The sequence below is a fragment of the Serratia sp. 2880STDY5682894 genome (genome assembly GCF_001537385.1).
In the GTDB taxonomy this organism is placed as follows: Bacteria; Pseudomonadota; Gammaproteobacteria; order Enterobacterales; family Enterobacteriaceae; genus Serratia; species Serratia nevei.
The window spans coordinates 509720-522470 of record NZ_FCJA01000001.1 but is presented as its reverse complement, the minus strand read 5'-3'; the positions used below and the strand labels follow the sequence as shown (position 1 = coordinate 522470).

Genomic DNA, 12751 nt, shown 5'->3' with positions numbered 1-12751 from the left:
TTAACGCGTTTGGGGAATTTCCAGCAGCACGCCGGCGCTCAGGCAGAAGCAGCCGCTGGCGACGTTGGCCGGCAATATCAGGCTCTCGCCGGCCCGTACCACCCGGGTGTCACCGCCGAGGGTAAACTCGAATTCACCGGAGATCACCCGGGTTTGCCGCGCGTGCGGGGGCTTTTGCAGCTGGCCGAAGGCGCCGGCCTCGAAACGCACTTCTGCCGCCGGTGAACCGTCGCTCATCACGCCTTCACGGCGGGCAAGGCCATTGTCGAGCGATAAAAAGGCGGTTTTGGCGGTAAAGGTGGTCATGTGGCGTTCCTGGTGGCTGATGGCGGTAGCACGGCGCGATCGACATAAAAGTCAGGCGGTCGGGCAGAGACGAAACAACGGGAAGTATAACGCGATAGGGGGAGAGATGAATCAGCAATATGGTGCGTCCGAGTGGACTCGAACCACCGACCCCCACCATGTCAAGGTGGTGCTCTAACCAACTGAGCTACGGACGCACTGTACGGCTTCAGGAATTTGGTGCGTCCGAGTGGACTCGAACCACCGACCCCCACCATGTCAAGGTGGTGCTCTAACCAACTGAGCTACGGACGCATCTTTTCCTGTCTGTCATGGCTGACAGCGGGGACGAATATTAACGAGCTACCCGCGTGCTGGCAAGGGGAAAAGCGCAATTTTATTCGGTATTTCACGCGATTGCTGAGGTTGTGCGCAGTCCGGCGTTTTTTTCCGCAAACCGCAGCCCGGCCGGGGATGAAACCGGCCGGGCGCGGGCTCAGCGCGTGGATCGCTGCAGGATGACGGCGGTCGGCTGTTTCTGCAGCCAGCGCATGCGTAGCGCCATCATGATGGCGGCGAAGGTCAGGCCGATGATAAAGCCGATCCAGAAACCGCTTGGCCCCATTGCCGGCACCACCACATCGGTTAACGCCAGCAGATAGCCGCTCGGCAGGCCCAACACCCAATAAGCGATGAAGGTGATAAAGAAGATCGCGCGGGTGTCTTTATAACCACGCAGCACGCCGCTGCCGATCACCTGGACAGAATCCGAGATTTGGTACAGCGCCGCCAGCAGCATCAGCTGCGACGCCATCGCCACCACCGCCGGGCTGTCGTTGTACAGCAGGGCGATCGGTTCGCGGAAGGTGGCGGTAAACAGCGCGGTGCAGACGGCCATGGTGATGCCGACGCCGATGGCGGAGTAGGCGGCGACACGGGCGCCTTCAACCGAACCTTCCCCCAGACGGTAACCGACGCGGATGGTGGCGCCGACGCCCAGCGACAGCGGCAGCACGAACATCAGCGCGCTGAAGTTAAGCGCGATCTGGTGGCCGGCGACTGCAACGATCCCCAGCGGCGAAACCAGCAGCGCCACCACGGCGAACAGCGTGACTTCGAAGAACAGCGCCAGCGCCACCGGCATGCCGATGCCGATCAAGCGCTTCAGCGCCGCCCAGTCTGGGCCGCCGAGATCGCCTGCCTGGCGTTTGATGTCGCGCTGCGAGGGCGCGCGCTTCACGTACCAGCGCATCATCAGGAACATGATCCAGTAGACGCTGCCGGTGGCGACGCCACAGCCGACGCCACCCAGCTCCGGCATGCCGAACTTGCCGTAGATGAAGATGTAGTTGATCGGGATATTCACCAGCAGGCCGAGGAAGCCGATCACCATGCCGGGCTTGGTTTTGGACAGGCCTTCGCACTGGTTGCGCATCACCTGGAAGAACAGGTAACCCGGCGCTCCCCACATGATGGCGTGCAGATAACCGACGGCTTTATCCGCCAGCTGCGGGTCGATGTTGTGCATCATGTCGATGACGAACTTGCAGTTATACAGCACCACGATCAGCAGCACGGACACGCCGGAAGCCAGCCAAAAACCCTGGCGCACCTGGTGAGCGATGCGATCGCGCCGCCCGGCGCCGTTAAGCTGGGCGATAACCGGGGTCAGTGCCAGCAGCAGGCCGTGGCCGAACAGGATGGCCGGCAGCCAGATTGAAGTGCCGACCGCAACCGCCGCCATGTCGGTGGCGCTGTAGGCGCCGGCCATGATGGTATCCACCACGCCCATGGCGGTTTGCGATATTTGCGCGATGATGACCGGGATAGCGAGAGCCAATAAACTACGCGCTTCAATTAAGTACTTCTGCACGCATACACCTTTCTATTTATATATGTGGGAGGGAGGGCTGCCGCGAGAGGACAACAATTAAAATAGCGGAATTTTGTCAAAAATATTGTACCTGCTCGGCGTCGTTAAGCAAACGCCGCAGATAAATAGTTATTAAATGCGCAGGCGCGCGTTTTTTGCCTACGCGGATTTGGTTTTCAGCGCCAACTGGGGCAAACTGCCGGGAGCGTTTTAACCTATTAGTAAGAAGAGGCACATATGTTCACCGGTATCGTACAAGGCACCGCGCCGCTGGTCGCCATTGATGAGAAACCCAATTTCCGCACCCACGTGATCGAGATGCCTGCCGAGCTGTTGCCGGGGCTGGAGCTGGGCGCGTCGGTGGCCCATAACGGCTGCTGCCTGACCGTGACCGCGGTGGAAGGCAACCGCGTCAGCTTCGATTTGATCAAGGAAACGCTGCGCCTGACCAACCTCGGCGATCTGGCGCTGGGCGACATCGTCAATATCGAGCGCGCGGCGAAGTTCAATGACGAAATTGGCGGTCATTTGATGTCCGGCCATATTATCTGCACGGCGGAAGTGGCCAAGATTTATACGTCAGAAAATAACCGCCAGGTATGGCTGCGCATGCCGAATGCGGAATTGATGAAATATGTGCTGCACAAAGGTTTCATCGGCATCGACGGCATTAGCCTGACCATCGGCGAAGTGGTGAATAATCGTTTCTGTGTGCACCTGATCCCGGAAACGCTGGATCGCACCACGCTGGGTAAGAAACGCCTGGGCGATAAGGTGAACATCGAAATCGATCCGCAAACGCAGGCGGTGGTGGATACCGTCGAGCGCGTGCTGGCCAACCGGGAAGCGACGCTGGCGGCGGCGATGGCGCCGGCGCACAAAGACTGACAGCGATTCTGGCGTTGCCGCCGGCATCGAATCATAAGCAGAGAGGAGAAACGCGTGAAGTTTTATGGGAAAACGTTGTTGTTAACCGCGTTGCTGGCGCTGAGCGCCTGCAGCAGCTCACCTGAGCAGGGCGCCGGCGCGCAAATGGCCGATGCGGACGATACCTGCGGCGCTTCGCAGTATCAAAACTTCGTCGGTAAGCCGATGACCTCGCTGGAAGGCGTGCGGATCGACGCCAAGGTGCGCGCCATTCCGTACAACTCTGCCGTTACCATGGATTTCAACCTGCGCCGCCTGAACTTCCTTGGCGATAGCAACGATAAAATCATTCGCGTTTATTGCGGTTAACCCGCAGCATCCGAAAGAGCAAAAAAAAGCCCCGGCGATGATGTTACCGGGGCTTTTTTATTGGGGAAACGTTCAGCGCGCGACGCGAATGCCGCCTTCAACGCCTTTCGGGCTGAACACCACCTGCCACAGCTGCAGATCGCGCGCCCGGAACGCGCCGGCGCAGGCGTTCAGGTAGTAGCTGAACATCCGCTCGAAGCGTTCGGAATAGCGCGGGGCAAGCTGCGGCCACGCCTGTTTGAAGCGCTCGAACCAGGCCATCAGCGTGCGGTCGTAGTCGGCGCCGATGTTGTGCCAGTCTTCCATCACGAAATGGCCCTCGCTGGCTTCGGCAATATGGCTCACTGAAGGCAGGCAGCCGTTCGGGAAAATGTACTTGTTGATCCACGGATCGACGTTCATATCGGTCTTGTTGGAGCCGATGGTGTGCAGCAGGAACAGGCCGTGCGGCGCCAGATTGCGTTCTACCACGTTGAAATAGGTGCGGTAGTTTTTCGGCCCGACGTGCTCGAACATGCCGACCGAGACAATGCGATCGAACTGCTGATGCAGATCGCGGTAATCCTGCAGCAGGATCTGCACATCCAGCCCGGCGCAGCGCGCCTGAGCCAGCTTCTGCTGTTCGGCAGAAATGGTTACGCCGACCACTGACACGCCGTAATGCTTCGCCGCATAGGCGGAAAGACCGCCCCAGCCGCAGCCGATGTCCAGCAGGCGCATACCTGGCTGCAGCTGCAGTTTTTCGCAGATCATCCGCAGCTTCGCTTCCTGCGCTTCCTCCAGCGTAGTAGCGTCTTTCCAGTAGCCGCAGGAATATTGCATGTAAGGATCGAGCATCAGGGTAAACAGATCGTTGCCGAGATCGTAATGTTCTTTGCCGACGATCCAGGCGCGCTTTTTCGATTGCAGGTTGGTCAGGCGCGCGGCGGCGATACGCAGGGTATCTTTCAGGTGGTGGGGGAGTTTCTTCTCCAGCCCGGCGCTGACCACGCGCTGGAAGAACATATCCAGCCGTTCGCACTCCCACCAACCGTCCATGTAGCTTTCGCCCAGGCCCAGCGACCCTTGCTGCAGGACGCGTTTAAAGAAATCGGGGTTTTTAACCTGAATATCGAAAGGGCGCGATCCGTTGATTTCAATGCCGGCCAGACCGAGCATTTCGTGCGCGATACGGTACCACTGATTGTCCTGGATGCTCAGATCTTCTATACACGATGAACTCATAGCTTCTCCATCACCTTCTTCTGACTGATGACCCGTTAGGAAACAGCTTAGACAATTTCTGCGGGTGCATACGTTTACCGGCGGAAAATAGGCCCGCGGCGTCTGATATCCGACTATGAACAGAGGAAATTTAAAGAAACGACCCGGCGCGAACGGCGCGGGATAAACGCATCCTTAAAAAAGAGTGTGACGCAAAGCGCGTACACAAGTGCTAATTGAGATATAGAGATTATAAGGTGTTACTTTACAAGGTTGTTTTTGAGTATAGGCGTGCCGAGGCGTTGACTCAACTGTAAATCGCACTCGGCACGCATATTCTTTAAGTGATTATTAAACTTGGTAATTATGACGCTGAGTTAGCATGTTCCCGCTGCGCCTTTTGCTGCGCGTCAACTGCTTTTCCCCGCTGCAGGAAATACCCCAGCGCGGCCAGGATCACCGTCGATACCATTACCGTCACCGTCGCCAACAGCGGCTGGGCAATGAACGCCGACACCAGCATGCTCGCCACAAAACACAGCCCCAGCTGCAGCGTATTTTGCAGCGCGGCGGCCTTGCCACTGCTTTCCGGGAACGGCATCAGCGCATTCGCCACCATGATCGGATAGCCGGCGCCGTTGACCAGCGCCATCACGCAGAACGGGATCAGCAGCGTGGTGAGCGTCGGTGCGGTCAGGGTCGCCACCAGATACAGCGCCACCATGCTGACACCATAAGCTACCAGCAGCCACGGCAGCAGGGTTTTGCCATTGATGCGCTTGAGCGCGGCGCGGCAGCCATAGCCCCCCAGCAGGAAAGCCAGCGTCTGCGGCACATAGCTCAGACCGATGTCGCTCGGGCCATAGCCCATATCACCGAGGATGAACGGCGAGCCGGTCAGCCAGGCGAAGAAGCCTGCCGAGCAGGCGGCGTACATGGTGACGTTGCCGCTGAACACCGGGGATTTCAACAGTCGCCAGAAGCTGACGCCGTTTTTTGGCGCCTCGGCGGTGGGCTGCGTTTTGGCGCGCTCTTTGAGCATCAGCGTCGGCAGCAGCAGCAGTACGGTGATGGCCAGCAGCACGGCGAAGATCGCGCGCCAGCTGGCGTGGTTCAACAGCCAGGCGCCCAGCAGCGGCGCCAGCGCCGGCGACAGCGCCACCAGCGGCATGATGGTGGCGAATACGCGATTGGCCTGGCCTTCGCGATAGCGGTCGACCACCAGCGCTTGCCAGATGGCGGCGGCGGAACAGACGCCGACGGCCTGAATAAAGCGCAGGATCCAGAGCTGCACGGCGTTCTCTACCCACAGCATGCCCAGGCAACCGAAGGCGAACAGCGTCAGGCCGATCAATAATACCGGTTTGCGGCCCAGACGGTCGGAGAGCGGCCCCCACAGCAGCTGCGCGAAGGCGAAGCCGGCCAGGAAGATGCTCAGGCTGGCGCTCACCGCGCCGGCGGAAATTTGCAGTTCTTCCCGCATGGCGCCGAAGGCGGGCAGGTACATATCGGTCGCCAGATAACCCAGCATGCTCAGGCCGGCGAGGTAGAACATAAAGCCAAAGGAATTTCGCATGGTATTTCTCGTTAATATTTTAATGTCGCAGGTTTTTAGCGCCGGCCAGTGTATCCGGCTGGATCTCTGCTTGTGAAACGGTAATATTTGCAAAGTGCTGTTAAAAAAATTGAAGGCAAAGCGATGTGGTCTGAATATTCTCTTGAAGTGGTCGACGCGGTGGCGCGCACCGGCAGTTTCAGCGCGGCGGCGCAGGAACTGCACCGGGTGCCGTCGGCGGTGAGCTATACCGTACGGCAGCTGGAGCAATGGCTGGCGGTGCCGCTGTTCGAGCGGCGTCACCGCGATGTGGAGTTGACGCCGGCCGGCGCGCTGTTTATCAAGGATGCGCGAGTTGTTATCAAAAAAATGCTCGACACCCGTCGCCACTGTCAGCAGGTGGCCAACGGGTGGCGCGGCCAGCTGAATATCGCGGTGGACATCATCGTCAAACCGCAGCGCAGTCGCCAACTGGTGCTGGATTTCTACCGTCATTTCCCCGACGTCGAACTGATGCTGCAACCCGAGGTGTTCAACGGCGTGTGGGATGCCTTGGTGGACGGCAGGGCGGACATGGCAATCGGCGCGACCCGTGCGGTGCCGGTCGGCGGCGGCTTTGCCTTCCGCGACATGGGCTATATGAACTGGCTATGCGTGGTCAGCCCGCAGCACCCGCTGGCGCAACTGACAGGGCCGCTGAATGACGATCAGCTGCGGCCGTACCCTTCGCTTTGCCTGGAGGACACCTCGCGCAATCTGCCCAAGCGCGTCACCTGGACGCTGGATAACCAGCGGCGGCTGGTGGTGCCGGACTGGACTTCGGCGCTCGACTGTTTGTGCGCCGGGCTGTGCGTCGGCATGATGCCGGCACATCGGGCGCTGCCGCGGGTGCAGCGCGGTGAGCTGAAGGCGTTGCAGCTGCAGCAGCCGTTTCCCGCCAGCCCTTGCTGCCTGACCTGGCAGCAGGATAAACCCTCACCGGCGATGAGCTGGCTGCTGGCGTATCTGGGCGATGGGGAGACGCTGAACCAGGAGTGGCTGAGCGAGGCGGAACCGGAAGCCGCGCAGGCTTCCGGCGCGGGGGATTAGCGGCGGTAGTCGATGAACGGACCGTCGGCGACCGAGCGGCGTTCAATCAGCTTCGGATGCACTTCGATCACCTGCGACTCTTCGCGTTTGCTGATGATGCGATCCAGCAGCATGGTGAAGGCCATTTCGCCCAGGCGTTCTTTAGGCTGGTGAATGGTGGTCAGCGCCGGGGTGAAGTAGCGGGCGTTACGCACGTTGTCGTAGCCGATCACGGAAATATCCTGCGGCACCCGCAGCCCCAGCTCGTCGGCGGCGCAGATGGCGCCCATCGCCATGATGTCGCCGCCGCAGAATACCGCGGTCGGCCGCTGCTTTTGCGACAGGATTTGGTGCATCGCCTTGTAGCCGGACTCCGGCTCGAAGTCACCCTGGACGATCCACTCTTCGCGAATGTCGATATGCGCTTCCTGCAGTGCCTTCATAAAGCCCTGGTGACGGCCGCCGCCGGTATTGCGCGACAGTTGGCCCGGAATGGCGCCGATATCGCGGTGGCCGCGCTCGATCAGGTAACGGCCGGCCAGATAGCCGCCTTCGAACGCGTTATCGATGATGGTATCGGTGAAGTCGCCGCGCGCGGCGCCCCAGTCCATCACCACCATCGGGATATTGCGGTAGTCTTCCAGCATGCCCAGCAGCTGATCGGGGTACTCGGAGCACATGACCAGCAGGCCGTCGACGCGCTTTTGCGCCAGCATCGCCAGGTAGGCGCGCTGCTTGTCGAGATTGTTGTGCGAGTTGCACAGGATCAGGGTGTAGCCTTTGCTGTAGCAGCTGTTTTCCACCGCCTCGATCACTTCGGCAAAGTAGGGCGCTTCGCTCGAGGTGGCCAGCAGGCCGATCGACTTGGTGTGATTGACTTTCAGGCTGCGCGCCACGGCGCTCGGCGAGTAGTGCAGCTCTTTGATGGCGGCCCACACGGCCGCTTTGGTCTCTTCGGCGACGAAACGAGTCTTATTGATGACGTGCGAAACGGTGGTGGTGGAAACGCCCGCGCGTTTGGCCACATCTTTAATCGTTGCCATGTAAGGAATGACTCCTGAACTCACATGTTTACAGCATGTAAGTGTGATGTTAATCGTTTGCCTACGTAGATCCTTCTCCAGAGAAGCGAAAACTGAGTTTTTAGTGTGTTGAAGTCTTCAGCGCTTAATCAGGAGGGGCATGGATGCCGGTACGCAGTTGTGAACTGCGAATTTTGTCGCATATTGAACAAAAGTGGAAGAGGTAATCGAGATTATAAACCGGGAAATGATAACAAGATTTTATCGGCGAACTGTGGGAAAATGATTTGACGTACTAATTGTGCGCCTTTTATCCTTAGGAAAGCCCATTTTAAAGGAGTTGTCATGGATACCGAATTGAAGATGTCGCTGTTCACCACCGTCTGCGCATTGGCGGTCATTATCGCTTTCAGCTTCGTTGCCGCGTTGAACTGATTTACCCCCGGTTATAAAAAAGGCGCAGCCTGGCTGCGCCTTATCACCTCAGAACCTGCGCTTACGCCAGGTTTTCCGCTGCGAAGGTCCAGTTGACCAACGCCCAGAAGTTTTCCAGGTATTTTGGACGCGCATTGCGGTAATCGATGTAATACGCGTGTTCCCACACGTCAACGGTCAGCAGTGGTTTGTCTTCACCGGTCAGCGGGGTGGCCGCGTTGGAGGTGTTGACGATCGCCAGCGCGCCGTCCGGTTTTTTCACCAGCCAGGTCCAGCCTGCACCGAAGTTTTTCACTGCGGCATCGGTGAACTGCTCTTTGAACGCAGCGAAAGAGCCGAAGGATTTGACGATTGCCGCCGCCAGTTCGCCCTGCGGTTCACCGCCGCCCTGTGGCGACAGGCAGTGCCAGTAGAAGGTGTGGTTCCACACCTGCGCGGCGTTGTTGAAGACGCCGCCGTTAGAGGTCTTGATGATCTCTTCGAGCGATTTGCCTTCGAACTCGCTGCCTTTCACCAGGTTGTTCAGGTTAACCACGTAGGTGTTGTGGTGTTTGCCGTAGTGGTATTCCAGGGTCTCGGCGGAGATGTGCGGCTCGAGCGCGTTTTTCTCATACGGTAATGCAGGTAATTCAAACGACATTGCTTCCTCCTTTACAGCGCCATTCGCTTCCCGCCGGGGCGAGAGCCGTATGGGCCGTTTTTTATTGTGGTCATTCAATCTTAACAATTTTCATCATAAAAAACAGGAGGAAAAGCGAGAAATGCGCGTGGGGAAGTGCGATGGGCGATAGCTTGAGCAGGCGGTTGCGACCGGGGCCGCAACCGCGCAGAACAGGGCATTAACGAATGGTTTTCGGCGTCACTACGCGGCGTGCGCCGATGTAGTGGTTCTGCCAATAGTCGTTGTCGAGCTGACTGATGCGGATCTCTTCACCGGTGCGCGGCGACTGGATGAACTTGCCGTTGCCGAGGTAGACGCCGACATGGTCCGCCACGCCGCGGTTGTTGATGCGGAAGAACACCAGATCGCCGCTTTCCAGTTCGCTTTTCTTGATCGGCGCCGCATCGCGCAGGTGATACATCTCGTTGGCGGTGCGCGGCATCTTGATTTTCACTACGTCTTTATAGGCGTAATAGATAAGGCCGCTGCAATCGAAGCCGGTGCGCGGCGAGCTGCCGCCCCAGCGGTAAGGTTTGCCCATCTGGCCCATCAGCTTGGCCATCGCGGTCTGTTTGGCGTGCTGGTAGCGTTTTTTGTGCGCGGGGCTGAGTTTCAACGGCTTTTCTTCACGCGCCAGTTTGGCGGTGGCCATACCGGCTTCGCGGTGGCGACCATAGCCTTTTTTATAGCCTTTTTTCGGCGGGGTGACTTTAATCTTGGCGGTTTTCTGCGCTTTGGCCTTGGGTTTGGCGCTGACGATCTTTTTCGCGCTTTTCTCGCTTTTTGCCTTGGCGGTCTTGGTTTTTTTCTCGGGGGCCGTCACTTTGGCTTTTTTGGCGGCTTTGTCCGCTTTCTTTTTTCTGCGGTCATCGGGCCGCGCTTCATTAGCATGGCTTTTACGCTGCTCGGCGGCGACACGCGCCTGTGGCGCAGCGTGCGCCAAATTGAAGAAGAGCTGCGTAAACAGCAGCGCAAAGAGCGTAAGAATTAAACGCATGTCGACGTCACCAACCTTGGCCCCGAAACGGATATCGAAAGAGTTACAGTATTCCCGAATTTCGCCATATAAAACAGCGAAGAACTCATAAATAATAATCCATATTGTGAGAAAACGTTAATGACATTTTTTTTGGTTCAAAATCAGCCTGTTGATGTATGAAAAAGCGCCAGTTGGCGGTGGGGATATAATTAATCCTCGCCGTCATCGCGACGCAATATATTAGTGAAATGGTCGGATTAAAAATGTTATTCTCGACGTATGTTTTGACCGGAATGACGTGGCCGGTGAAACGCGATCGGCGGCGGGCGAATATCCTTGCAAAAGATGGCGTTTTCTTGCGACTGTTCCAGCCGCTACAATAGCCCGCGTGATGCATGTTGTAGCCATGAAATGTGGCTTGAGGAAGCAATAAATGACGACGACACTTGAAAAAATTCAGCACCAGATCGCTGAAAACCCGATTCTGCTGTACATGAAAGGTTCGCCTAAGCTGCCGAGCTGCGGCTTCTCCGCACAGGCTGTGCAAGCGCTGTCCGCCTGCGGCGAGCGTTTCGCCTACGTGGATATTCTGCAAAACCCGGACATCCGCGCCGAGCTGCCAAAATACGCCAACTGGCCGACGTTCCCGCAGCTGTGGGTAGACGGTGAGCTGGTAGGCGGTTGCGATATCATCATCGAAATGTATCAGCGCGGCGAACTGCAGCAGCTGATCAAAGAAACTGCGGAAAAGTATAAAGCGCAGGAAGACCAACAGTCTTAATCGACAGGCTTGCGGTTATCGCGCAATGGGCGGCGCCAGTGCAAACTGGGCCGCCTTTTTTATTGGGCTTATTCGGCGAGGTCGCCGGCGGGCAGCGGCCAGCCGCCGAGACGTTTCCAGCGGTTAACCAGCTCGCAAAACAGCAGGGCGGTTTGTTCGGTGTCGTACAGGGCGGAGTGCGCCTGGCTGCTGTCGAACGGCATGCCGGCGGCGATGCAGGCTTTCGCCAGCACCGTTTGGCCCAGCACCAGGCCGCTCAGCGCGGCGGTGTCGAAGGTGGCGAACGGATGGAACGGGTTGCGCTTCAGGCCGGCGCGCTCGGCCGCGGCCATCAGGAAGCTGTGATCGAAGTTGGCGTTGTGTGCCACGATAATGGCCCGGTTACAACCGCGATCCTTGAGCCCTTTGCGCACCGCTTTGAAAATGGCGTGCAGCGCGTCATATTCGCTGACCGCGCCGCGCAGCGGGTTGTGCGGATCGATGCCGTTGAACGCCAGCGCTTCCGGCTGCAGGTTGGCGCCCTCGAAAGGCTCCACGTGGAAGTGCAGGGTCTCGTCCTGCTGCAGCCAGCCGTCTTCATCCATTTTCAGCGTGACGGCGGCGATCTCCAGCAACGCATCGGTATTGGCGTTGAAGCCGGCGGTTTCAACATCTATTACTACGGGATAAAACCCACGAAAACGACCACTCAGGGCGTTAAGATCACTTTTCTCGGCCATCAGTTTCTTATCTTCATCGAATGCAGCGCGCATTATGGCAAATTTTGCGCCCGGTTGCAGGCGCTATTGCGCGGAGAATCAGCAGGGCGCAGCGCGCCCTGAAGGGGAGGCTTAGTGGCCGAGGCCCTGACCGGCATGTTTATTTTCGATCAGCTCGATTTTGTAGCCGTCCGGATCTTCGACGAAGGCGATGACCGTGGTGCCGCCTTTCACCGGGCCGGCTTCGCGGGTGACCTTGCCGCCTGCGCGGCGGATGCTGTCGCAGGTGGCGGCAACGTCGTCCACGCCCAGCGCCAGGTGGCCGAAGGCGGTGCCCATGTCGTAGCTGTCGGTGCCCCAGTTATAGGTCAGTTCGATAACCGCGCCTTCGCTTTCTTCCGTATAGCCGACGAAAGCCAGCGAGTATTTGTACTCTGGGTTTTCGCTGGTGCGCAGCAGGCGCATGCCTAATACCTTGGTGTAGAAGTCGATGGCGCGTTGCAGGTCACCGACGCGGATCATGGTATGGAGTAAGCGCATAATTCCTCTGAATTGGCTGTGCCGTGGCAGACGGCGGGTGGATTGAAGCTCCAGCGAGTATAGCCTTGCCCCGCAAGGGAATTCAACGTAACGAATAAGTGACAATGTCACTTGTGGGGCTCGCGACGGTGATGTCTAAATATTGATCGAGCGTACCGATCGATACAGAGTAATTGATCTGCACAATCAATTATCTATTTCGACGGCAAGCGTGTAAAAATTGAACGGCAGTAGAGCACAACACCAGGGAACACCGGCCCGCCCCGTGCGGGCTTTTTTGCGTGCGGCGCATAAAAAAACGGCCAGGCAGTCGCATGGCCGTTTGGGATCAGGACGGGTTACTTCGCCAGAAACGGATAGTCGGTATACCCTTCGGCGCCGCCGCCGTAGAAGCTTTCCGGCTTAGGTTCGTTCA

The 12751-nt window shown here is 58.2% G+C and carries 14 protein-coding genes, 2 tRNA genes and 1 pseudogene; 5 read left to right on the top strand and 12 right to left on the bottom strand.

Translation table 11 applies throughout. From position 1 onward, the window contains the following. From AWX27_RS02345 to AWX27_RS02330, 4 genes are all read right to left on the bottom strand, one after another. Positions 1-306, bottom strand: a complete 306-nt coding sequence (locus AWX27_RS02345; RefSeq protein WP_060419183.1) for a cupin domain-containing protein — start codon at positions 304-306, stop codon at positions 1-3. Positions 307-426: 120 nt separating this feature from the next. Next, a tRNA-Val gene (locus tag AWX27_RS02340) sits at positions 427-503 on the bottom strand. A gap of 20 nt (positions 504-523) precedes the next feature. Then, a tRNA-Val gene (locus tag AWX27_RS02335) sits at positions 524-600 on the bottom strand. Positions 601-781: 181 nt separating this feature from the next. Continuing rightward, a complete protein-coding gene (locus tag AWX27_RS02330) occupies positions 782-2158 on the bottom strand; it encodes an MATE family efflux transporter (RefSeq protein WP_060419181.1) in 1377 nt (458 codons plus the stop codon). A gap of 237 nt (positions 2159-2395) precedes the next feature. On the opposite strand from AWX27_RS02330, the gene AWX27_RS02325 reads away from it, so the two are divergent. Together AWX27_RS02325 and AWX27_RS02320 are read left to right on the top strand one after the other, a co-directional pair. After that, entirely contained in the window at positions 2396-3046 is a 651-nt protein-coding gene (locus AWX27_RS02325; RefSeq protein WP_016927930.1) for a riboflavin synthase, read from the top strand. 54 nt (positions 3047-3100) lie between these two features. Beyond that, positions 3101-3394: an I78 family peptidase inhibitor gene (locus AWX27_RS02320; RefSeq protein ID WP_038874785.1), complete on the top strand. Its 294-nt coding sequence runs from the start codon at positions 3101-3103 to the stop codon at positions 3392-3394. Between the two features lie 72 nt (positions 3395-3466). Here AWX27_RS02320 and cfa read toward each other — a convergent pair whose 3' ends face one another. Together cfa and punC are read right to left on the bottom strand one after the other, a co-directional pair. Continuing rightward, on the bottom strand, positions 3467-4618 hold the full coding sequence (cfa, locus tag AWX27_RS02315; RefSeq protein WP_038874787.1) for a cyclopropane fatty acyl phospholipid synthase: 1152 nt from the start codon (positions 4616-4618) through the stop codon (positions 3467-3469). Between the two features lie 343 nt (positions 4619-4961). Continuing rightward, a complete protein-coding gene (gene punC / locus AWX27_RS02310; protein WP_060419179.1) occupies positions 4962-6173 on the bottom strand; it encodes a purine nucleoside transporter PunC in 1212 nt (403 codons plus the stop codon). Positions 6174-6296: 123 nt separating this feature from the next. On the opposite strand from punC, the gene punR reads away from it, so the two are divergent. Continuing rightward, positions 6297-7241 (top strand): DNA-binding transcriptional activator PunR, encoded by a 945-nt coding sequence (gene punR, locus AWX27_RS02305; protein ID WP_060419177.1) that lies wholly within the window; start codon positions 6297-6299, stop codon positions 7239-7241. Here the strand turns inward: punR and purR are convergent. Then, entirely contained in the window at positions 7238-8263 is a 1026-nt protein-coding gene (gene purR, locus AWX27_RS02300; RefSeq protein ID WP_033638375.1) for an HTH-type transcriptional repressor PurR, read from the bottom strand. The genes punR and purR overlap by 4 nt on opposite strands. A gap of 324 nt (positions 8264-8587) precedes the next feature. Between purR and AWX27_RS24925 the strand changes: the two genes are divergently transcribed. Beyond that, positions 8588-8677 (top strand): cytochrome bd-I oxidase subunit CydH, encoded by a 90-nt coding sequence (locus tag AWX27_RS24925; protein ID WP_019455989.1) that lies wholly within the window; start codon positions 8588-8590, stop codon positions 8675-8677. 61 nt (positions 8678-8738) lie between these two features. Here the strand turns inward: AWX27_RS24925 and sodB are convergent, their stop codons facing one another. Together sodB and AWX27_RS02290 are read right to left on the bottom strand one after the other, a co-directional pair. Continuing rightward, entirely contained in the window at positions 8739-9317 is a 579-nt protein-coding gene (gene sodB / locus AWX27_RS02295) for a superoxide dismutase [Fe] (RefSeq protein WP_004931333.1), read from the bottom strand. A gap of 199 nt (positions 9318-9516) precedes the next feature. Then, on the bottom strand, positions 9517-10335 hold the full coding sequence (locus AWX27_RS02290; RefSeq protein WP_048233575.1) for a C40 family peptidase: 819 nt from the start codon (positions 10333-10335) through the stop codon (positions 9517-9519). Between the two features lie 415 nt (positions 10336-10750). Between AWX27_RS02290 and AWX27_RS02285 the strand changes: the two genes are divergently transcribed. Further along, positions 10751-11098: a Grx4 family monothiol glutaredoxin gene (locus tag AWX27_RS02285; RefSeq protein WP_004931329.1), complete on the top strand. Its 348-nt coding sequence runs from the start codon at positions 10751-10753 to the stop codon at positions 11096-11098. A gap of 68 nt (positions 11099-11166) precedes the next feature. Here the strand turns inward: AWX27_RS02285 and rnt are convergent, their stop codons facing one another. The 3 genes and pseudogenes from rnt to AWX27_RS25460 form a co-directional block, all read right to left on the bottom strand. Further along, the gene (gene rnt, locus AWX27_RS02280; protein ID WP_038874795.1) at positions 11167-11850 is read right to left on the bottom strand and encodes a ribonuclease T; all 684 of its coding nucleotides are present in this window, start codon (positions 11848-11850) and stop codon (positions 11167-11169) included. 78 nt (positions 11851-11928) lie between these two features. Beyond that, positions 11929-12336, bottom strand: a complete 408-nt coding sequence (gloA, locus tag AWX27_RS02275) for a lactoylglutathione lyase (protein WP_004931325.1) — start codon at positions 12334-12336, stop codon at positions 11929-11931. 338 nt (positions 12337-12674) lie between these two features. Next, positions 12675-12751 (bottom strand): annotated as a pseudogene (locus AWX27_RS25460) (N-ethylmaleimide reductase); the annotation flags it as partial.

Bases quoted from the DNA above. Each gene is read 5' to 3' on its own strand.
- punR (WP_060419177.1), top strand. From the start codon at position 6,297: ATGTGGTCTGAATATTCTCTTGAAGTGGTCGACGCGGTGGCGCGCACC.
- rnt (WP_038874795.1), bottom strand. From the start codon at position 11,850: ATGCGCGCTGCATTCGATGAAGATAAGAAACTGATGGCCGAGAAAAGT.
- purR (WP_033638375.1), bottom strand. From the start codon at position 8,263: ATGGCAACGATTAAAGATGTGGCCAAACGCGCGGGCGTTTCCACCACC.
- AWX27_RS02325 (WP_016927930.1), top strand. From the start codon at position 2,396: ATGTTCACCGGTATCGTACAAGGCACCGCGCCGCTGGTCGCCATTGAT.
- AWX27_RS24925 (WP_019455989.1), top strand. From the start codon at position 8,588: ATGGATACCGAATTGAAGATGTCGCTGTTCACCACCGTCTGCGCATTG.
- sodB (WP_004931333.1), bottom strand. From the start codon at position 9,317: ATGTCGTTTGAATTACCTGCATTACCGTATGAGAAAAACGCGCTCGAG.
- gloA (WP_004931325.1), bottom strand. From the start codon at position 12,336: ATGCGCTTACTCCATACCATGATCCGCGTCGGTGACCTGCAACGCGCC.
- cfa (WP_038874787.1), bottom strand. From the start codon at position 4,618: ATGAGTTCATCGTGTATAGAAGATCTGAGCATCCAGGACAATCAGTGG.
- punC (WP_060419179.1), bottom strand. From the start codon at position 6,173: ATGCGAAATTCCTTTGGCTTTATGTTCTACCTCGCCGGCCTGAGCATG.
- AWX27_RS02290 (WP_048233575.1), bottom strand. From the start codon at position 10,335: ATGCGTTTAATTCTTACGCTCTTTGCGCTGCTGTTTACGCAGCTCTTC.
- AWX27_RS02285 (WP_004931329.1), top strand. From the start codon at position 10,751: ATGACGACGACACTTGAAAAAATTCAGCACCAGATCGCTGAAAACCCG.
- AWX27_RS02345 (WP_060419183.1), bottom strand. From the start codon at position 306: ATGACCACCTTTACCGCCAAAACCGCCTTTTTATCGCTCGACAATGGC.